Origin of the sequence: Mariniradius saccharolyticus AK6, from assembly GCF_000330725.2 — a bacterium.
In the GTDB taxonomy this organism is placed as follows: domain Bacteria; phylum Bacteroidota; class Bacteroidia; order Cytophagales; family Cyclobacteriaceae; genus Mariniradius; species Mariniradius saccharolyticus.
In genome coordinates, this window is sequence record NZ_AMZY02000011.1 from 222,979 (window position 1) to 242,660 (window position 19,682).

The 19,682-nt window shown below is 44.5% G+C and carries 20 protein-coding genes; 17 read left to right on the plus strand and 3 right to left on the minus strand.

Annotated elements, in window-relative coordinates; genetic code table 11:
* Positions 1 to 4 precede the first annotated feature (4 nt).
* Positions 5 to 445 carry an SRPBCC family protein gene (locus tag C943_RS12395; protein ID WP_008628251.1) on the plus strand — a complete coding sequence of 147 codons (441 nt, stop codon included), beginning with the start codon at positions 5 to 7 and terminating at the stop codon, positions 443 to 445.
* Here the strand turns inward: C943_RS12395 and C943_RS12400 are convergent.
* Positions 442 to 912 carry a Fur family transcriptional regulator gene (locus C943_RS12400; protein WP_008628252.1) on the minus strand — a complete coding sequence of 157 codons (471 nt, stop codon included), beginning with the start codon at positions 910 to 912 and terminating at the stop codon, positions 442 to 444. The two genes, C943_RS12395 and C943_RS12400, sit on opposite strands and share 4 nt — an antisense overlap.
* Before the next feature lie 213 nt (positions 913 to 1,125).
* Here C943_RS12400 and C943_RS12405 point away from each other — a divergent pair, with 213 nt between their 5' ends.
* The 7 genes from C943_RS12405 to C943_RS22640 all read left to right on the plus strand — a co-directional run bounded on the left by C943_RS12405 (position 1,126) and on the right by C943_RS22640 (position 8,414).
* A complete protein-coding gene (locus C943_RS12405) occupies positions 1,126 to 2,388 on the plus strand; it encodes an aspartyl protease family protein (RefSeq protein WP_008628255.1) in 1,263 nt (420 codons plus the stop codon).
* Between the two features lie 133 nt (positions 2,389 to 2,521).
* A complete protein-coding gene (locus tag C943_RS12410) occupies positions 2,522 to 5,818 on the plus strand; it encodes a PAS domain-containing protein (protein WP_008628259.1) in 3,297 nt (1,098 codons plus the stop codon).
* A 60-nt stretch (positions 5,819 to 5,878) separates the two neighbouring features.
* On the plus strand, positions 5,879 to 6,469 hold the full coding sequence (locus tag C943_RS12415; RefSeq protein ID WP_008628261.1) for a LemA family protein: 591 nt from the start codon (positions 5,879 to 5,881) through the stop codon (positions 6,467 to 6,469).
* 4 nt (positions 6,470 to 6,473) lie between these two features.
* The gene (locus C943_RS12420) at positions 6,474 to 6,908 is read left to right on the plus strand and encodes a TPM domain-containing protein (protein WP_008628263.1); all 435 of its coding nucleotides are present in this window, start codon (positions 6,474 to 6,476) and stop codon (positions 6,906 to 6,908) included.
* Between the two features lie 8 nt (positions 6,909 to 6,916).
* Positions 6,917 to 7,720, plus strand: coding sequence for a TPM domain-containing protein (locus tag C943_RS12425; RefSeq protein ID WP_008628264.1), 804 nt, complete (start codon positions 6,917 to 6,919; stop codon positions 7,718 to 7,720).
* Between the two features lie 69 nt (positions 7,721 to 7,789).
* On the plus strand, positions 7,790 to 8,113 hold the full coding sequence (locus C943_RS12430; protein ID WP_245545542.1) for a hypothetical protein: 324 nt from the start codon (positions 7,790 to 7,792) through the stop codon (positions 8,111 to 8,113).
* Positions 8,094 to 8,414 (plus strand): type II toxin-antitoxin system RelE/ParE family toxin, encoded by a 321-nt coding sequence (locus C943_RS22640; protein WP_081610478.1) that lies wholly within the window; start codon positions 8,094 to 8,096, stop codon positions 8,412 to 8,414. The genes C943_RS12430 and C943_RS22640 overlap by 20 nt, the downstream gene beginning before the upstream one ends.
* A 324-nt stretch (positions 8,415 to 8,738) precedes the next feature.
* On the opposite strand, the gene C943_RS12440 is transcribed toward C943_RS22640, so the two are convergent.
* Positions 8,739 to 9,110, minus strand: coding sequence for a hypothetical protein (locus tag C943_RS12440; protein ID WP_008628270.1), 372 nt, complete (start codon positions 9,108 to 9,110; stop codon positions 8,739 to 8,741).
* 533 nt (positions 9,111 to 9,643) lie between these two features.
* Positions 9,644 to 10,345, minus strand: coding sequence for an amidophosphoribosyltransferase (locus C943_RS12445; RefSeq protein WP_040480571.1), 702 nt, complete (start codon positions 10,343 to 10,345; stop codon positions 9,644 to 9,646).
* A gap of 74 nt (positions 10,346 to 10,419) precedes the next feature.
* Between C943_RS12445 and C943_RS12450 the strand changes: the two genes are divergently transcribed.
* The 9 genes from C943_RS12450 to C943_RS12490 all read left to right on the plus strand — a co-directional run bounded on the left by C943_RS12450 (position 10,420) and on the right by C943_RS12490 (position 19,514).
* Positions 10,420 to 10,770: a carboxymuconolactone decarboxylase family protein gene (locus C943_RS12450; RefSeq protein WP_008628276.1), complete on the plus strand. Its 351-nt coding sequence runs from the start codon at positions 10,420 to 10,422 to the stop codon at positions 10,768 to 10,770.
* Positions 10,763 to 11,125, plus strand: a complete 363-nt coding sequence (locus C943_RS12455; protein WP_008628278.1) for a hypothetical protein — start codon at positions 10,763 to 10,765, stop codon at positions 11,123 to 11,125. The genes C943_RS12450 and C943_RS12455 overlap by 8 nt, the downstream gene beginning before the upstream one ends.
* Positions 11,126 to 11,140: 15 nt before the next feature.
* On the plus strand, positions 11,141 to 11,902 hold the full coding sequence (locus C943_RS12460) for an exodeoxyribonuclease III (RefSeq protein WP_008628280.1): 762 nt from the start codon (positions 11,141 to 11,143) through the stop codon (positions 11,900 to 11,902).
* 34 nt (positions 11,903 to 11,936) lie between these two features.
* On the plus strand, positions 11,937 to 12,335 hold the full coding sequence (locus C943_RS12465) for an ATP-binding protein (protein WP_008628282.1): 399 nt from the start codon (positions 11,937 to 11,939) through the stop codon (positions 12,333 to 12,335).
* Between the two features lie 2 nt (positions 12,336 to 12,337).
* Entirely contained in the window at positions 12,338 to 12,760 is a 423-nt protein-coding gene (gene ybeY / locus C943_RS12470; RefSeq protein ID WP_008628284.1) for an rRNA maturation RNase YbeY, read from the plus strand.
* A gap of 74 nt (positions 12,761 to 12,834) precedes the next feature.
* The gene (mnmG, locus tag C943_RS12475; protein WP_008628287.1) at positions 12,835 to 14,700 is read left to right on the plus strand and encodes a tRNA uridine-5-carboxymethylaminomethyl(34) synthesis enzyme MnmG; all 1,866 of its coding nucleotides are present in this window, start codon (positions 12,835 to 12,837) and stop codon (positions 14,698 to 14,700) included.
* Between the two features lie 248 nt (positions 14,701 to 14,948).
* Positions 14,949 to 15,599, plus strand: coding sequence for a class I SAM-dependent methyltransferase (locus C943_RS12480; RefSeq protein WP_008628289.1), 651 nt, complete (start codon positions 14,949 to 14,951; stop codon positions 15,597 to 15,599).
* Positions 15,596 to 17,281, plus strand: coding sequence for an Ig-like domain-containing domain (locus tag C943_RS12485; RefSeq protein WP_008628290.1), 1,686 nt, complete (start codon positions 15,596 to 15,598; stop codon positions 17,279 to 17,281). The genes C943_RS12480 and C943_RS12485 overlap by 4 nt, the downstream gene beginning before the upstream one ends.
* Before the next feature lie 475 nt (positions 17,282 to 17,756).
* Positions 17,757 to 19,514, plus strand: coding sequence for an AMP-dependent synthetase/ligase (locus C943_RS12490; RefSeq protein WP_008628291.1), 1,758 nt, complete (start codon positions 17,757 to 17,759; stop codon positions 19,512 to 19,514).
* The last annotated feature ends 168 nt before the right edge of the window (positions 19,515 to 19,682 follow it).

The following is a 19,682-nucleotide window of genomic DNA, read 5'->3' on the forward strand; positions in this document are numbered from 1 at the left end:
CGTCATGAAAATAAACATCAAAACCAGAGTCGAACAGGAATACCTTTCGGTGAAGCAAGGGTTCAATAAGGACTTGTTCCTGAAGTTAAACCCTCCGTTTCCGCCTGTCAAATTGCTACGGTTTGACGGCTGTAGGAGGGGAGACACAGTGAGCTTAGAGTTGAACTTTATTTTTTTCAAGCAAACTTGGACGAGTATTATTACGTCCGACAGGACTGATGACAAAGAATTTTTCTTTGTGGATGAGGGAAAAAAGCTTCCATTTTTTCTGCGATTTTGGAAGCATAAGCACCGAGTCATCCGGGAGGAATCCGGCTCAACCATTGTGGACGAAATCAATTTTTCTGCCCGATTGAAAATCCTCAGCCCATTGCTGTATCCGGTATTGTATGCCCAGTTTTGGTACAGGAAACCGATCTACAAAAAAATCTTCCGCAAGCGCTAGACGATCGCAAGGTTTTCGCAGTTCTCTATCTGACAATCCCCATACAGCACCAAGGAATGACTCGTAATCGCTGATTGCAATTCCCGTCCCATGGTTTCCTTGATGGCGTTGATCCGCTCGTCGGAAAACTCCCTGATTTTACGGCATTGATTGCAGACATGGTGATCGTGGTGCTGGTAAGTAAGCGCCTGTTCGTAAAGGGCTACTTTGTCCTTGAACTGATGCTTCACTGCAAGGCCGCACTCTACCAAAAGGTCCAGTGTATTGTAAATCGTGGCGCGGCTGATGGTGTAGCCTTTGTTGCGCATGAGGAGAAAAAGGCCTTCTACGTCGATATGCTCGTCTTGGGGCAAGGCATACAGTTCATCAATGACAGAAAACCGCTCGGGGGTTTTCCTACTGCCCTGTCTCAACAGGAAGTTTTCAAATATCTTCTTGGCCTTTTCTAGTACGGACTGCTCTGCCATTGTATCAATCTATTGAAATTTAAAGATCATGCATTTTTTAGATTTTTTCAATAAAACCCAAAGCCAAAGGCTCGGTTTCACCGTTATTTACTTTGATTCCAAACAAGAAAAAATTACCCAAAAATGACTGGCGGAATGATTTCACCCAAACATTCATCCACAAAAATCATTTTATTCTTAACTTCCATTACACAAACCCAAATAACACCAAACATGACGCTTTGGAGAAAAATCCTACTCTTCATCACCGTTTGTTTGCTCTCGGCAGCAACTGTACCTGCGCAGGTTCCCGGGTTTTACCAAAAGAAAACCGAGCAAAAGAAAACCGAGCTTCCCGTCATCATTTCCAATAACTTGATCCTTGTACTGGTGTCCATCAACAATGGCCCACCAGTAAATTTCCTGCTCGATACCGGTGTCAAGACAAACATACTTTTCAGCAAAACCTTTGGGGACTATATCGGTCTAAAGTACACCCGTAAGCTCGACCTTGTGGGTGCGGACGGCAATTCGGTATTGACAGCCTCGGTGTCTCCCAACAATTACATGGATTTGGGCTTCTTGGAGGGTATCCACCAAACGATTCTTGTTTTGGACCAGGATTTCATGGAGCTCGAGCGTGTCATCGGACTTCCGGTGCACGGGGTTTTGGGTTTTGAATTTTTCAAATACAACCCGGTGAAAATAGACTACGATCAACAAATGCTCACTTTCTACAAACCGGAAACCTTGCCAAGAAAACCGTTTGGCTACAAGAAATACCCCATTAAGATCGAGAACAGCAAGCCTTACATCATGACCAAGGTAAAGCAGACGAATAACCAAGAGCTGAACGCCAAGCTCCTGATCGACACCGGCGCCAATCATGGACTTTTGTTGAACATGGAAACCACGCCGGAAATCAAACTACCCGAAGCACATATCGAAAGTGAGTTGGGAAGATCCTTGGGCGGGGATTTGTTTGGATTTGTGGCACGGACGAGATTGCTTCAAATCGGCGGGATACGGTTCAGTGATGTGTTGACTTCCTTTCCCGAAGAAACAGAGTTCAGCTACGTAATCAAGGAAAGTGGTCGGCAGGGAAGTGTTGGTTCTGAAATTTTGGGTAGGATGACCTTGATATTCGACTACACAAGGGACAGGATGTACATGAAAAAAGGCAGCACCTATGCATCTCCCTTTGAATTTGACATGAGCGGAATCACGCCGCGTATTGAAATCGGGGACGAAAAGATCATTTATGCTTCCCAAGTCAGGGAAAATTCACCCGCCGCACTCGCCGGCTTGGAAGAAAAGGATGAGTTTGTCAAAATCAACAAAATACCCATGGATTTTTGGGAATTGCCCGAGCTAATTAAGCTGCTGCGATCTGAAGAAGGCAAGGAAATATTTTTGGAAGTGCGGAGGTTCAAGGACGCAAGTCGAACCGACTTTGAGTTGAAGGAGATAAAGTTTAAACTCAAAAGACAAATATAATTCAACTATTTCCTCAAATATTTAGATTTTGTTTTGGGCAATGGATTGACGAAGAATTGTATATTTGAAATCCTGACCCTGTAGGCCGGCGTTGTCTCCCATCCGGCTGAGGGACAAGGTTCCTCCTTTGCTTATGCCTGAAAGTCGTCTCGCCACTTTTCAAAATATCCTCCTTACTTTCCAAAAGTACCAGGACGAAAGTTTTGAATTGCTTTACGTTTCCTCCGAAATCAAAAACCTATTACAGACTGGGGACAAGTTTTACAAGCAGTCGTTTTTCGAACGGCTGATGCCCTCACTCCCAAGACCTTTTTTTCAGTATGTTTTTGATTTATTGGGCAATGGAGACAAAGTAGTTTGTCCATTGGTCTGGAAAGACCGGTTTTTTCGAATGGTCCAAATAGAAGGATACGTGATTGCGCAGGAAGATCACTCCTATTTGGTCAATGTACTCATCTCGCCGGTATCATTCGGCAAGCGCGTCAAAATATCCTGGCTGATGGACAAGGCCAACGATAGGGTGTTCCTGGGTATGCCTGAGGAAAGAGAGTTTGGAAGCATCTCCTCCTGGAAGTCGTATTTCGAAAAGCGGTTTGATTTTTTGGACAAAATGGAACTGGAAGGTTTTTTCAACAACAAGCAGAAAGTTGTCTGTATTTTCCCCAACCACTTATACCTCACGCAGCAGACCATTTCCCCAATCCATTGCCTGGTCCAATTGGAATACGGATCTGGAACAAAGCGAAATGAATCCATTTTCCACGAACATGAAGTACTGGATAGCGGGCCTGTATATTATGAATTTGATCTAGAAAATCAGATTCTATCCTTTTCCGGTAATGTATCGGAAATCCTAGGCTATGCCACTGATCAGATATCAACCATTCAGTATGATGACTTCCTAAACCTCGTGCATCCGGCGGATAGGGGAATTTTCAAGCATGGTTTTCAGCATGCAGGAAAAAGGCATTTTCGAATGCTGCATGCAAACGGGCACTATGTAGATCTGCTCGACGAAGCAAACCATGATGCCCGGGAATCCATTTCAAAAAACCTGCAACTTGGGATCCTCACAGACATCACCGCACTCAAACAAATCGAAAAGGACCTGCTTGAGAATCAGACGGTTTTGGACCAACTCATGGGCGTTGTGCCGGGAATGGTCTACATGCTCAAAGCATATCCCGACGGGTCCAGGGATTTTGTATATGTAAGCGAAGGCAGCAGGACACTTTGGGAACTCGAGCCATCCCAAATAGTGGAAAGCGAACACATCATTCGGTACCACATTCATCCCGACGACTACCAATCTGTGTTAAAGGCCGATCGAGAAGCTTACGAGAAAAACAAAAAATTCGAAAGCTATTTTCGGATTATCACCCCTTCCGGCAAGACCAAGTGGCTTTACGGCGCATCCAACCGGGTTAAGCAATATCCCAATGAGTCGATTTGGGCCGGAATTTTTATTGATTTTACCTATACTAAAGAGAAAGAAATCGAATCGCTTCTCAACCTGAAGCGGTACAAATCACTATTCGAAGAGAATCCACTTCCCGTATTTCAATATGATCATCAAGGAGTTATTCTTGATGTCAACAAGAAATTCATTGAAAAGGTCAATGTCAAAGATCCCTCTATGATGGTGGGCAAAAACCTGTTTGACCTGGTCGGAAACCATCCTATCGCAAAAGCCTACCGCAGCAGTATCGACACCGGGTATGGATTTTATGAGGGGCCATATGTCAGCTATTTCAGCGAGACACTGTTTCACCTTCGGGTAAATGCCAAAACAGTCGAAGAGGGAAAGGTTTTTCAGGCTATTTTGGAAGATATCAGCGAAGAACAGTTTCTTTCCAACGTTCTTTCTGAATTGACTGAAAGAACTTCTCGGTACAGCGGACAAGAATTTTTCGACACGCTGACAGCTTATTTATCTGAAAAGCTCCAAATGTCAGGCTGCTTCATAGCCGAGGTAGACGAAAAAACGGAGATTGCAAACGTGATCTCCCATTTTTCGCATGGTGCGGCGGGGAAAATGTTTGTTTACAACCTTAAAGGATCACCTTGTTACGAATGTCTGAATTCCAACGCTCCCTACATCGTACAGCAGGATGCCTATATCAAGTTTCCGGAGGACAAAGGCTTGGTAGACAAAAAGATATCCTGTTATATGGGCGTGCCTATATCCGACAACGACAAAAACAAACTCGGTATCCTTGTACTCATGGACGAGAGTCCAAAGCCATACAACGAGGGATTTTACAACCTATTGAATGTTCTTGCGAGTAGAATCGGGGCCGAACTGAACAGGATGTACTTTGAGAAAATGCTGGTTGCTTCCGAAATGCTCTTCAGAAGCATAGCCGAGAACTTTCCGAAGGGCATCATCGAAATCCTCGATAAGGACTTGTGCTACGTCTTTACCGACGGAACGGGCTACCAATACTTGAACCTCGATCCAAAGACGCTGGTGGGCAAACCACACTTGGAGATCTATGACCCAAAAACCAGAGAAAAAGTCATGGAACGCCTTGAAAAGGTTTTGCAGGGCGAGTCGGTCATGTTTGAAGTATTGGTAGACAACCAATATTACACCAAAAATGGGGTGCCGTTGTTCAACAACGACGGAAGTGTAGATCGGATATTGCTGGTGACACAAAATATCTCCGAAGCAAAAATCGCTGAGGCCGAACGTGACCGTCTCATCAAGGACCTCAAATCCCAAAATGAGGAATTGCAGCGCTTTGCCTATATCATTTCGCACAATATCCGCGCTCCGATTGTCAATATCTCCTCACTGCTCGAACTGTATAACAGCGATGCCCCCGCCGATCCGGAAAACGTGGAGGTGATTGAAAACCTACGCGCTTCTACCAATATTCTTCACGGGACTTTGGAAGATTTGATTGAAGTGGTTTCAATCAAAAAGAACAAGATTCCAAAGATCGAGAACGTCAGTTTCAAAAAACTTGTGCGCAATATCGAGCGGAGCCTTTCGAAGCAATTGCAGGAATCGGAGACAGTAATCCACATGGATTTCCAACTAGCCCCGAATATCAATTACGTCTATTCACACCTCGAAAATTTCATCATCAACCTGACAACAAACGCCATCAAGTACAAGCATCCGGACCGCTCTCCTGTGATCCACATCAGAACCTATCAGAAAGCAGATTACACCGTGATCGAATTCAAGGACAACGGCATCGGCATCGATTTGGATAGGTACAGGGACAGGTTGTTTGGCTTGTACCAGCGATTTCACTCGCACGTCGAAGGCAAAGGCCTAGGGCTTTACCTCGTCAGGGAACAAATTCGGGCACACGACGGCAACCTTGCCGTATCGAGCGTTGTGGGCGAAGGGACGAGTTTTTACATCTATTTGAAAAACCTGATTCCTGCGTCGAGCCCTGACAATGTTGTGGAGTAAAACCCTGCGCTTTCAATTCCGTTGTCTTAACTTTGAATTTCCAACCTTACTAGAAAGAAAATGAAAAAAGCACTCATTCCCATTTTGATCATTGCGGTGGTAGGTGTTTTCATCTACACCAAAGCCGTCGGTGTGTACAATATGTTTGTGCAAAATGAAGAAACCATCAACGGGCAGTGGGCAGAAGTAGAAACCCAATACCAGAGAAGGGCAGACCTGATTCCAAATTTGGTCAATACGGTAAAAGGCTATGCGGATTTTGAGCAGGAAACACTCACGGCCGTGATCGAAGCCCGCGCCAAGGCAACCTCCATTACGCTGCAGGCCGATGATCTTTCTCCTGAGAAAATCGCCCAATACCAGCAAGCCCAAGACCAATTGAGTGGTTCCTTGAGCAGATTGTTGGTTGCGGTAGAAAGATACCCCGAACTCAAAGCCAACCAGAACTTCTTAGAACTGCAGGCGCAACTGGAGGGAACAGAAAATAGGATCGCAGTAGCGAGAAGAAATTTCAACCAATCGGTACAATCCTACAATTCATCCTTGCGGACTTTTCCAAACAACCTCTTTGCGGGTTGGTATGGGTTCGAAACCAAGGGATATTTTGAAGCTGCACAGGGTGCTGAACAAGCGCCAACAGTTCAATTCTAATACAATGGCAGAAAAGCTGTTTTCCCCAGAAGATCGGAAAAAAATCATCGAAGCGATCCGAAACGCCGAGAAACAGACCTCGGGTGAAATCCAAGTACACATCGAAAACCATACATCCGATGACGTCATGGACCGTGCGGCGGAGGTTTTTGAAAAGCTTGGCATGCACAAAACAGCAGACAGAAACGCGGTGCTCTTCTACTTGGCAGTGGAAGACCACCGCTTTGCCGTTTTGGGGGATTGCGGCATCAACCGTGTCGTTCCGTCCGATTTCTGGGCAAATATCAAGGACAAAATGGTAGCGGCTTTCAAGCGCAAGGCCTTTACGGAAGGGCTGATCTTGGGAATTCAGGAATGTGGAGAAACTCTCCGTACCCATTTTCCCTACAATGACAAGGGAGACATCAACGAACTTCCGGACGAAATATCCTTTGGCTAAGCGAATCCATGCACAAAATCCAACATACTTTCCTGATTCTCTTTTTGGCTTTCACTTTCCAAGTGATGGGACAGGGCGATTTCCCCGAAGTTCCCAATCCGCCCCGCTTGGTCAATGACTTCACCAATACCCTCTCCACGGCAGAACGCGATCGCTTGGAGCAAAAACTCGTCGCTTACAACGACAGTACCTCGTCACAAGTAACGATTGTGATGATTCGCTCTGTCGGACCCTATGATATCAGCGATTATGCATTCCAATTGGGGGAAAAATGGGGTATCGGCCAAAAGGACCGGGATAACGGTGTGCTGATTTTGGCTGCGATGGAAGACAGGAAAGTATTCATCGCGACAGGGTATGGCATGGAAGGCGTATTACCGGATGCACTCGCCAAGCGCATTGTCGAGCAACTCATTGTGCCCAATTTCCGCCAAGAAGCCTACTATGAAGGCCTCGACAAAGCCACGGATATGATTTTTAAGCTTGCCTCGGGAGAATACAAGGCCGATGAAGTGGACCATACAGGCGAACATGTCGGTGGCTTGATTTTCTTTCTTCTGTTTATCTTCATCTTCGTCGTCCTTCCGCTGCTTAGAAACCGCAAGGACAACGACAACCACATGGGCGGAAAAGGCGGCGGTGTCGACCTGATGACCACCATCATCCTGGCCAACCTGCTGAAAGGTGGCTCAAAAGGGAAATTCGGCGATTTCTCCTCCGGAAAAGGTTCCTTTGGCGGTTTTGGAGGGGGTGGATTCGGAGGATTCGGCGGCGGTTCCTTTGGTGGCGGCGGCGCGGGGGGAAGTTGGTAAATTCAAAATCTCAGTCTCATTAACCTGTGCGTGGATGCTGAAGGCGATTAGAAATGGCAAAGAGACGGATTGCTGTGGTCAACCCCGCATTTAAATGCGGCTGACCTTGGACTGTCAGTTCTAACCCGAGATAAAAATCCAGAAATTGGCTATATTCGAAATATGATGGAAGCACAAGGTATCAAATCTGAATTAAAAGACCTGATTGAAAGAGAGGATGATGTTGATGTGCTGATGGCGAACAAAACCCTACTACTGAAGACCAATCTTGACCCAGAAATTGTTGAAAGGATGAGTTCACGGGCACTGAAAGCCGAAAAAGATATCATAGATCGAAGGGTCATGACTCGGGAAGAGTTGGAAGAAAAATTGAATGCCAGGCTGGGGATATGATTTGGTTTTTACGGATCAATCCCTCGACAATCTTGAACAATGCCTCCGCTTCCTGATCGAGGAGCAAGGTGTGCCGGTCCAGAAAGCGCGCGAAATAGCTTCAAGACTCTTGGATAGAGCCGGGGAATTAGTAGCAAATCCAATGCTTGGCCAAATAGAATCTCATCTTGTTCATTTGGGTATGGGCCACAGACGGGTTGTCGAGGGAAATTACAAGATCATATACAGGGTAGAAGACAATTTCATTTTTATACTTGACTTTTTCGATACCCGACAACACCCAAGGAAAATGAAACGATAGAAGTTTTTTGCCGAAATAAAAAATCCTTAGCGACACAGAAGAGGGAAATCCCCCCGTCTCGGTGTAATATATACTTTCGGTGGGGGCTGGGTGTATCCCGATATTCATCGTGAATGCAATTCCACCCTTTTTTTTCCAATTTGTAATTGGAATTCCTATCCAAATACCATAGCGGAGAGTAGCTTAGGTCGTCGGTGATGCCCGAATATATCCCGCATCCATCGCCGATGCATTTCCTTATGGTGACTAGCGACTGCGCCCTCCACAGCGCAAAGGTGGGGCATCGTATGAGGATTAGTGTGCTCCCCAAGATCAGCCTCTAGCCTAATTGGAAGAATAATCACAATCATATTGAAGTTCAAATGTAAATCCATTTTTTACGAGGAATTTGAATGAATTCAAGGGTTTTTCAAGCGTATCTCCGACACTCAGTCTGTCAAAATCATTCCAGTTGTCATAGGGGATAAAGAGTACCTTGTATCTTTTCTCGCTTGCTTCAATAATTATTGTCCTTATAGCGTGATTTCGGGAGTCAATATACTTTTCAACAATAACTCCATTCGTTACATCTGCTAGGAAAAAATCCCGCATAATGATACAGACATTTTCCTGTTTAGTCGTAAAATAGCTTATTGCAGAAAAAAGCAAGACAAATGATACCCAGAAGATAATGAAGAATTTGTATTCTTTCAGCATATTACTTGGTTAATGTAGTTTTATTCATTTGGTAGATGATGCCAAGATCTGCGGGACCTAAAGGGATACCAAAAATTGGTGAAACGGTATTTGACCTTTCCTTGTAGGAAACCCCAAAATCAAACATATCAAATTTTGGGAAATCCCCCGTGTTCCCTCCTCGACTCTCGGAAGTGAATCCGATCCCAGAACTAATATTCTTTCCTCTTCCTGCATACTGGCTAACTCGAAAAACGTTGTCGCCAACAGGGATTATTTCCCCACCTGAGCGTTGTCTTATCCCAGTACCTCTGAAGTCCAATTGGGCGCTGGGTGGAATTTGCAATTCCACCCTTTTATCAATCTAATTTGCAATTGGACCAGATGTCCAAACACAGCATTGGAATATAGTTTGAGATCAGGTGAATTACAAATTCAAATTTTTAAAAGAGCGTAGTTACAAAAGATAGTACCTACGCCTAACGCCGATAACATACTTCGCCCAGGTGGGGGATAATTCCTTCGCTAATCACCCACACCACTCTGCGAATTGATTAATTCTTCCCCGCAGCGATCACAGCCATGTCGACGGTCTTTGCGGCATGCTGGAAAAGCGCATTCGCGCATGTCGTCAGCGTGGCGCCGGTTGTCATCACATCATCGACCAAGAGGACTGTTTTGTCCCTGACGTACAAGCTTTCCCGAATCGCAAAAACCTCCGCCACATTCTCCAAACGCTGCATCCTTGTCTTTTTGGTCTGCGTTTCGGTAAACAGCACCCTTTGGAGTGAATGGATAACGGGAATCCCCAGTGCTTCTGCCAAGCCCTTTGCAAACTGTTCACTTTGGTTGTAACCCCTCCGCTTCAGTTTCAAGGGATGAAGCGGCACAGGGGTAATTTGGTCCCACTTTTCGGCAAATCCATTCGTTTTCAGCAGGTTACCATATATTCTACCCAACTCAAAGCCGATTTCGGGTTTGTTTTTATACTTCAGCAGATGCAGCAGGTGCTGGCTGTCCCCTTTCTTGGTAAACCGCAGGAACGAAATCACCGATCCGGGCTTGGTGAGGCCTGTTATCTTGATGACAAGGTCATTGTTTTGTGGACGCAGGTGGTAATTGGTCACCGGAAGCTTGGAGATACAGCTTTTGCACAGCTGATCTTCAAACTCAAAAAGGCTGGCCTTGCACAGGCAGCAGGTCCTCGGAAAGACCAAGGACAAAAAATCCTCGAAAAATTGGAAACCTGTTTTCAATTTGGATGGTTGGGAAAGTAACACGATCAAATAGCTGCTATATTTGCAGGTTAAAATTAACTTCCTAAAAATTAATGAATTTGATAGAAGAATTCAACGCCTACCGGAGCAAAATGAACGAAAGAATCATGGACTCCGACAATTTGGTCATCAAGCGTTTTTTCAACCTCGATACCAATACCTATGCGGAAGGCGCGCTGGAAGTGAAAACAAAAGAAATGATCGGATTGGCCTGTTCGATGGTGCTGCGCTGTGACGACTGCATCAAGTACCACCTGGGCAAGTCGCATGAGGCTGGTCTCGGTAGAAAGGAAATATTCGAGGTGTTTTCCATTGCCCTGGTCATTGGAGGTTCTATCGTGATTCCGCATTTGAGACGGGCAGTGGAGTATTGGGAAGGATTGGAGAAACAAGGGAATGTTTAAGAAGGATCTTGACCTGGAAAAACGCTGGGGAAAGCTGCTGATGGGCATTGAGGAACTTCTTGGAAAAAAACCAAAAGACCTGAATGGCGTTTTGTTCCTTATCGGCGTACAGGAATTGGGCAAAGGCTACCACAATTTCTCCAAAGAGCAAAAGCAGGACTTGATGCACATCGCGATATGCAAGGTGCTGAGTCTCGCCGGGTTTTACGAGTTGGAGTACATCGACCAAGACGGATGGCCACATTGGAGATTGCTCAAGGAATTGCCGCATTTCGATATTTTGGAACAGGAAAAGCTGCTCAAAATACAGGTATTGGAATATTTCGAACAAGAATTCCAGATTGACATCAAATAAGGGAACCGCTAGTCTATGAAAATCGCATCCTATAACGTAAACGGAATCCGCTCGGCAATCAACAAAGGATTTGTCGATTGGATCAAGGCGACGGATCCCGATATAATTGGTTTACAGGAAGTTAAGGCAGAAGAAACCAATATCGATAAGTCTATTTTTGAGGATTTGGGCTACTATATCTATTGGTACCCTGCGGTAAAAAAGGGCTACAGCGGTGTCGCGATTTTGACCAAAACCAAACCAAAAAACATAGCCTTCGGGATGGGAATCCAAAGCTACGATGACGAGGGCAGAATGATACGGGCTGATTTTGATGATTTCTCATTCATTTCGGCTTATTTTCCTTCGGGCACTACGGGCGATGTCAGGCAAGACTTCAAATACCAGTTTTTGGATGATATCTATGGCTACTCACAGGATTTGATCCAAAAATTCCCTAATTTGATCATGAGTGGGGACTATAATATCTGCCACAAGCCGATAGACATCCACAATCCAATCTCCAATAAGAACTCCTCCGGGTTTCTGCCGGAAGAAAGGGCATGGATGGACAAGTTCACCTCCTCAGGCTTTGAGGATAGCTTCCGGCTATTCAATCCAAATCCCCACCAATATACCTGGTGGAGTTTCAGGGCAGGGTCTCGGGCAAAGAACTTGGGTTGGCGGATTGATTACCACATGACAACCCTGCCCATGCGGGAGCGTTTGAAAAGAGCTATCATTCTTCCGGAGGCACAGCATTCCGATCATTGTCCGATCATTCTGGAAATGGAATAAAAATATTTAAATGAAATTTATTCATATTTAATTCATGAAATCCATCAAAATTTCTATCCCATCACTGATGGAGAATATCAAGATCATAGAAAGCTTCATCGATAATGCGAAGGAAAAGTATACGATCAATGAAGATATCTATGGCAACATCATGATTTCGGTGACGGAATGCGTGACAAATGCCATCGTGCATGGCAATCAATTGGATGGGAACAAGAAAGTAGATTTGGAGTTGCGGCTCGAGGACGATTCCCTGCATTTCACCATCGTGGACGAAGGGCCGGGATTTGACTATGAGCACCTCTCTGACCCCACCGCACCGGAAAACCTTGAAAAGATCGGCGGCAGGGGCATATTCATCATGAAGCACCTGTCGGATGACGTGAAATTCGAAGACCAAGGGAGAAAAACGGTTCTTACATTTTACCTCTGACAATGGCGATTCTTTTCTTTGAAGAAGATATCAAGTTTTCCTTACCGGACAAAAACAAACACAAAAGATGGCTTAAGGGAATAGCGGCAAACGAAGGCTTTGCCATTGACGAACTGAATTACATCTTTTGTTCCGATGAATACCTTCTTCAAATAAACCAAGAGTACCTCAAGCACAATACCTATACCGATATCATTACCTTTGACAACTCGGACAGGGACAAAGTAATTATCAGCGATATCTTCATCAGCATCGATCGGGTCAAGGAAAACGCCGCTAAGGAAAATACCGCGTTTGAAAACGAATTGCTAAGGGTGATGAGTCACGGATTGTTACACTTGATGGGATACAAAGACAAAAAGCCTGAGGACAAATTAAAGATGAGGGATCTGGAAGATCAATCCATCAGGCTATTTAATCAATAAAATGTTCCACGTGAAACACCAAGGTTGTTCTCGATCACAAGTGTTCCACGTGAAACACCAATAACACGAAAAGTATGTTTCCAGAATATGACGTAATCGTAGTAGGTGCAGGACATGCCGGATGTGAGGCAGCACACGCAGCAGCCAAGATGGGTGCCAAGGTCTTGCTGTGTACGATGAACATGAACACCATCGCTCAAATGTCCTGCAACCCCGCAATGGGCGGCGTCGCAAAAGGACAAATCGTCCGGGAGATAGACGCCCTAGGCGGAATGTCAGGTATCATTTCCGATAAGTCAATGATCCAATTCAGGATGTTGAACCGCTCCAAAGGTCCCGCGATGTGGTCACCCCGCAGCCAAAATGACCGCATGCGGTTTGCGGAGGAGTGGAGATTGGCGCTGGAACAAACTCCAAATGTCGATTTCTGGCAAGAAATGGTCAGCGGCCTCCTTGTGACAGACGGAAGAGTCCGCGGCGTGAGGACAGGAATCGGCTTAGAAATCCCGGGAAAAACGGTTGTACTCACCAACGGAACATTCCTCAACGGGGTCATCCATATCGGGGAAAAACAATTCGGCGGGGGTAGGACAGGGGAATCAGCTGCCAAGGGAATTACCGAACAACTCGTTGGGTTGGGATTTGAAGCAGGACGAATGAAAACCGGCACTCCACCAAGGGTAGATGGACGATCTTTGGACTACTCAAAGATGGAAATCCAATTTGGGGATGAAAATCCGGAAAAATTCTCCTATTCTGACGAAACGCAACCACTCACTGAACAAAGAACCTGCTGGATTACCTATACCAACAAAGAAGTGCACGAAACACTGGAATCAGGATTCGATCGCTCACCGATGTTCAACGGCCGCATACAAGGTCTGGGTCCAAGATACTGTCCCTCCATAGAAGACAAGATCAACAGGTTTGCAGAACGGGAAAGGCACCAAATCTTCGTGGAACCCGAAGGCTGGAATACCGTCGAAATCTACGTCAATGGTTTCTCTACCTCGCTTCCGGAAGATGTACAATACAAAGCCTTGCGGAAAATCCCAGGATTCGAAAACGCAAAGATGTTCCGACCGGGATATGCCATAGAATATGATTTCTTCCCTCCAACCCAACTCAAATTGAGCCTCGAAACACAGTTGATTCAAAACCTGTTTTTCGCAGGCCAAATCAACGGTACGACAGGGTATGAGGAAGCAGCATCCCAAGGTCTCATGGCGGGAATCAACGCCGCTAGGAAAGTACAGGAAGAAGAACCTGTGATTTTGAAACGCTCAGAGGCCTATATTGCCGTTCTGATAGATGACCTCATCAATAAAGGCACGGAAGAGCCTTACCGAATGTTCACATCTCGGGCGGAATTCAGACTGTTGCTGAGACAAGACAATGCGGATCTCCGGCTGACCCAGTTGGGACATCAAATAGGCCTAGCTGACGACAGGCGATTGGAACGAATGCTGGATAAAAAATCGGACACAGCAAAATTGATCAATGACCTCAGGCAAAAGAAACTCTCCCCTGATTTGATCAATGAAGGACTCGAAGACATGGATACAGCCACCGTGAAGGAAAAAATATCTGTCGAAAAACTGCTGAAACGGCCCCAAGTCGGACTCAAGGAAATCATGGATTTAGACAATGACCTCAAAGTCTACCTTTCCAAATACTCCAAGGACGTTTTGGAGCAAGCGGAAATCCAAATCAAATACGACAGCTATATCGAAAAGGAACAGCAAATGGTCGACAAACTGAACAATATGGAAAACTTCAGGATCCCGGTTCATTTTGATTATCTCGCCATTCCAGCCCTGTCAGCCGAAGGAAAACAAAAACTCAACAAGGTTAGGCCAGAAACCCTGGGACAAGCATCGAGAATCTCCGGTGTATCTCCAGCAGACCTTTCTATCCTGACTGTTTACCTGGGAAGATAATGCCATTGGAAAAACTGACTCACTGCCCACTTTGCAAGAGTGGGCTTTTTTTAAACCATTCCGAAATCAAGGACCACTCCATCAGCAAGGAGAATTTCTATACCTGCAAATGTTCCAAATGTGACCTTGTCTTCACAAATCCAAGGCCAGACGCAGATTCAATAGGCCGGTACTATGAATCACCGGAATACGTCTCACACCAGAACAAATCCAATTCCCTAATCAACATTGCGTACAAACTGATCAGGATGTACACCATTAGAAAAAAGGTTAACCAAATCAACGCGTATTTCCCCGGAAAAGGGTCAATATTGGACTATGGCTGCGGTACAGGCCATTTCCTCAAGGCAGCCAAAGCCGACGGTTGGAAAGTGACAGGTATCGAACCCAACCCTACAGCAAATACAATATCCAACAGCCACGGCGTAAAAACCTACTTAGCTTACGATGAACTGAAAAAGTCGAAAACATTTGACATCATCTCGCTATTCCACGTCTTGGAACATATCCATGCATTGAGGAGTACCCTCAAAAATCTTCTGAAACATCTCAAAACTGATGGCAAATTGCTTATCGCCGTTCCAAACCGTGAGTCTTTCGACGCCCAACACTACAAGGAATATTGGGCTGCCTGGGATGTACCAAGGCACCTTTACCATTTCAACCAAAGTTCGATTCAGAAACTTGCAGAGGAATTTGAGCTCCAAATCGAATCGACCCTACCGATGCCTTTTGACGCCTACTATGTTTCCATCCTCAGCGAGAAATACCAAAATCCATCCCGCAGCGGTCTCCTCAACATCTTTAGAGCCCTCCAAATCGGCAGCAAATCCAATGAATCAGCTAGTAAAAAAGACAATCAGTACTCTAGTTTATTGTTTATTTTGAAGAAAAAATGAAATATTTATTTTACATATATTTAATCATTATAATTTCATCTATTCTTTCTTGTGCAAAACAAAGTGCACCACTCGGTGGACCAAAAGATGAGGATAAACCAGAACTCGTATCCATCGATCCAGAAAACGAATCCATCAATACGAAGCCAAGCATAATTGTTTTAGAATTCAACGAATATGTCCGGACCGAGACACCCAATAAGCTTATTCTAATCACACCCAGAATCAACAAAGATGACATAGAGGTAACCGCAAACAGAAACAAGGTCACCATCAACCTAAACCAAGAACTTGAGGACAGCACCACATATGTATTCAATTTCCAAAAATCCATCAAGGACATAACTGAAGGAAATGTCCCTGAAAACCTCCGCCTCGTATTTTCCACAGGACCAACAATAGACAGCTTAACTGCAAACGGCCAAGTATCTTTCAATTTCCCACAAAACACCAAAGTAATCGAAGATGTCTTGGTTGGCCTATACACTCTAGACGATACTACAAATGTTTTCACAGGTCCGCCCTACTACGTCGCTCAAACAGATTCAACTGGACAATTCACAATCAAGAACCTGAAACAAGGAAAATACCTAGCTTTCGCTTGGCAAGACAACAACAACAATAACAAAGCAGAAGACAAAACCGAACCATATTCCTTTATAATAGACACTATCAATCTGGAATCAGACATCACCGGGCTCAATTTCATTCTTGACAAATCAGATCTTTCCCCATTCAAAATACAACGAACTGCCACTATTGGACAAAATTTCGAAATCACCACTACAAAAGCCGCTGTTAATATTGAGATCCAACATGAGGACCTGGGGAAAGACCTGTTCTATGTAGCCAAGGAAAAATCCATACGCTTCTATCACCAAACATTACGTAACGACAGCACTACGGTGAGAATCCAACTAGCAGATTCTGCGGGCATACAAATTGATTCGACTCTTTATCTCAAATTCCAAGAAAGCGACCGAAAAAAGGATACACCAATCCCTTCCTTTGGCTATGCCAAAACCTTTATCAAAAACATCGAGGCACAGATACTATTCAACAAACCAATTGCCGATATCAATTACGACTCATTGTTTGTAAAGTACGATACAATAAATAATGTGCAGATAACACCGCAGATGTTATCATTTGAAGACAGCTTACAGAGAACCTCACTCAGCTTATTGATCCCCATTCCAGATTCCGTTGCATCTGACTCATTCACGCTGTATATAGGTGACTCCACGTTTATGGACGTAGAGGGAGAATGGACAGATAAGAAATATGAAAACACCTACACCAAGATAAATCCCGAAACCCTCGCAGAGGAAATCAAAGTATCAGTAAACACAGAAGAGCGCCCCCTCATCATACAAATCCTAAACAAAAAAGACGAAATCATACGCCAAGAATACCTCGAAAATACAAACACAACAACTTTCAAAAACATAGAAGCTGGCACATACATCATACGTGCCATTGTAGATAAAAACAAAAACAAGAGATGGGATACTTCAAACTACTTGGACAAACGGTACGCCGAACCCATTTATTTCCTCACAAATCCCGAAAACCCTGAACCCTACGATACGATCGTCCGCGGAGGATGGACTTTGGAAGTGACAATTGAACCTAGAAAAGGACCAGGGGTAACTCCACTAAAAGAAAAAAAACCACAATAAACTTGGGGATAAAGGCAGAAATTTCTGTGGATATCGCTGGATAACATGGGCATAAACACAGACTTATTCCAACCAAAATTACCAAACAGCAAACAAAAAAAGTGCTCCAAAAATAACTCCTGACAAATCAACAATTATCCACAAATCATCCCACAGACACTTGTCTACTCCCTACCTAAAGAATCATATCCACAACCGCAGCAATAAAAAGCCAAACAACACAGAGAATCAGACCTTTAATGAGTATCAGCTATCCATCAAACCGTGGATAAACATGTGAACAAAAACTCAAAATTGTTTAAAGTGAGATGCAGCCAACTTTTCCACAAATCCACACTATAATAACTACAATAGTTTATTTTAAATAAATAAAGTAATACCATTATAGTGATGTGGAAAATCCAAAAAATGCGCTTTTTGGATTAATGTCCATATTTGGGTAATTTGACTCCGCCTACATCAAACCCAAAAAACCATGCATATCAGCAGACTATTTGACCTGATTCCCCATCAAATCGCAACCTATGACAAAAAGGTAGCCTTGGCCCGAAAAGTTGATGGACAGTGGAAAACCTATTCGTCCAGGGAAGTAAAAAGTATCGTCGACAACCTAAGCTTAGCACTATTGGCAAGCGGTCTCGACAAAGACGATAAAATAGCTATCATCTCCAACAATAGACCGGAATGGAACTTTGCTGACTTGGCCATGCAACAGATCGGTGCCATTTCAGTGCCGATGTATCCCACGATATCTGCAGACGACTACCAGTACATTTTTAACCACGCGGAGGTGAAAATGGTCTTCGTCGGCGATGCGGAAATCTATGCCAAAGCAAAGGAAGCAGCTAAGGGTACTTCCATTCGGTTGATTTCTTTCGATAGGATAGACGGATGCGAATATTGGGAGGATTTTTTGAAAGCTGGCGACAATGGCAACCTAGCCGATCTCGAGCTTAGAAAAAATGGTGTTAAGACCGGAGACTTGGTTACCATCATCTATACTTCGGGTACCACAGGTCGTCCAAAGGGTGTCATGTTGACCCATGGCAACATTATCCATAACCTGTACGCGGTAGAGGACCGAATCGTGGTACCGACAGGTGAAGGCAAGGCCCTGAGTTTCCTACCGCTTTGCCATATCTATGAACGCACAGGATCATATTGCTTCATTTACATGGGTATTTCGATCTACTATGCGGAGAGTATGGAGACGATCGGCGAAAACCTCAAAGAAGTCCAACCGCATATTTTTGATACCGTACCGAGGCTTTTGGAAAAGGTGTACGACAAGATCGTTTCGAAAGGTTATGAATTGACTGGGGTGAAGAAGTCCTTGTTTTTTTGGGCGCTTAATTTGGGTTTGAAATATGAGCCCAACAAAGACCAAAGTGCCTGGTATAACTTCCAACTGAAACTTGCCAACAAGATCATATTCAGCAAATGGAGGGAAGCATTGGGCGGAAATGTGATGCAAATCAATTCAGGCGCATCGGCACTTCAGCCAAGATTGGCCCGGGTGTTTTGGTCTGCGGGTATTCCTGTTTGCGAAGGTTACGGATTGACGGAGACTTCACCGGTGATTTCGGCCTCCGTCTGCAACCACAAGGATATCCGCATCGGCATGGTGGGCAAAATCGTAAAGGATGTGGAAGTGAAAATCGCTCCTGATGGGGAGATCCTTGCCAAAGGCCCCAATATCATGCAGGGCTATTACAAGCAGCCTGATTTGACCGCGGAAGTCCTCGAACCCGATGGATGGTTCCACACAGGTGATATCGGAGAGCTTCACGAAGGGGGCTATCTCAAGATTACAGATCGCAAAAAAGAGATTTTCAAAACTTCGGGAGGCAAGTACATCGCGCCGCAGCCGATGGAAAACAAGTTCAAGGAGTCACCAGTCATCGAACAAATCATCGTGGTCGGCGAAAACAAGAACTTTCCGGCAGCACTGATTGTGCCCAGTATCCAAGGATTGAAAGACTGGTGCAAACACAAGGACATTCCCTACACGACCGATGCCGAGATGCTGAAAAAGCCTGAGATCCTGGACAAGTTCCAAAAGGAGATCGACGAGAAAAACAAGTACTTTGGTAAATGGGAGCAAGTCAAGAAATTTGTCGTACTTCCACAGCAGTGGACCATTGAAACGGGAGAGCTTACCCCGACCATGAAGCTCAAACGCAAGATCATCCATCAAAAATTTGCCAAAGAAATCGAGTCCATGTACCAGTGATTGTAGGAAACTTAATTTGATCAAATAGGTATTTTTCCAATTTTTCCACTGAATCAAACTATATTCTGATACCAGACAGAATATAGTTTTTTTTATCTCCATAATGTTACCCTAAAATTTCCTCTGCATGCATAACTTTTTTTCAAAATAGTATGCATGCATACAATA

Excerpts from the sequence above, each read along its gene's own strand:
- C943_RS12395 (WP_008628251.1), top strand. The coding sequence starts at position 5 with ATGAAAATAAACATCAAAACCAGAGTCGAACAGGAATACCTTTCGGTG.
- C943_RS12400 (WP_008628252.1), bottom strand. The coding sequence starts at position 912 with ATGGCAGAGCAGTCCGTACTAGAAAAGGCCAAGAAGATATTTGAAAAC.
- C943_RS12405 (WP_008628255.1), top strand. The coding sequence starts at position 1,126 with ATGACGCTTTGGAGAAAAATCCTACTCTTCATCACCGTTTGTTTGCTC.
- C943_RS12410 (WP_008628259.1), top strand. The coding sequence starts at position 2,522 with ATGCCTGAAAGTCGTCTCGCCACTTTTCAAAATATCCTCCTTACTTTC.
- C943_RS12415 (WP_008628261.1), top strand. The coding sequence starts at position 5,879 with ATGAAAAAAGCACTCATTCCCATTTTGATCATTGCGGTGGTAGGTGTT.
- C943_RS12420 (WP_008628263.1), top strand. The coding sequence starts at position 6,474 with ATGGCAGAAAAGCTGTTTTCCCCAGAAGATCGGAAAAAAATCATCGAA.
- C943_RS12425 (WP_008628264.1), top strand. The coding sequence starts at position 6,917 with ATGCACAAAATCCAACATACTTTCCTGATTCTCTTTTTGGCTTTCACT.
- C943_RS22640 (WP_081610478.1), top strand. The coding sequence starts at position 8,094 with ATGCCAGGCTGGGGATATGATTTGGTTTTTACGGATCAATCCCTCGAC.
- C943_RS12440 (WP_008628270.1), bottom strand. The coding sequence starts at position 9,110 with ATGCTGAAAGAATACAAATTCTTCATTATCTTCTGGGTATCATTTGTC.
- C943_RS12450 (WP_008628276.1), top strand. The coding sequence starts at position 10,420 with ATGAATTTGATAGAAGAATTCAACGCCTACCGGAGCAAAATGAACGAA.
- C943_RS12455 (WP_008628278.1), top strand. The coding sequence starts at position 10,763 with ATGTTTAAGAAGGATCTTGACCTGGAAAAACGCTGGGGAAAGCTGCTG.
- C943_RS12460 (WP_008628280.1), top strand. The coding sequence starts at position 11,141 with ATGAAAATCGCATCCTATAACGTAAACGGAATCCGCTCGGCAATCAAC.
- C943_RS12465 (WP_008628282.1), top strand. The coding sequence starts at position 11,937 with ATGAAATCCATCAAAATTTCTATCCCATCACTGATGGAGAATATCAAG.
- ybeY (WP_008628284.1), top strand. The coding sequence starts at position 12,338 with ATGGCGATTCTTTTCTTTGAAGAAGATATCAAGTTTTCCTTACCGGAC.
- mnmG (WP_008628287.1), top strand. The coding sequence starts at position 12,835 with ATGTTTCCAGAATATGACGTAATCGTAGTAGGTGCAGGACATGCCGGA.
- C943_RS12480 (WP_008628289.1), top strand. The coding sequence starts at position 14,949 with ATGTACACCATTAGAAAAAAGGTTAACCAAATCAACGCGTATTTCCCC.
- C943_RS12485 (WP_008628290.1), top strand. The coding sequence starts at position 15,596 with ATGAAATATTTATTTTACATATATTTAATCATTATAATTTCATCTATT.
- C943_RS12490 (WP_008628291.1), top strand. The coding sequence starts at position 17,757 with ATGCATATCAGCAGACTATTTGACCTGATTCCCCATCAAATCGCAACC.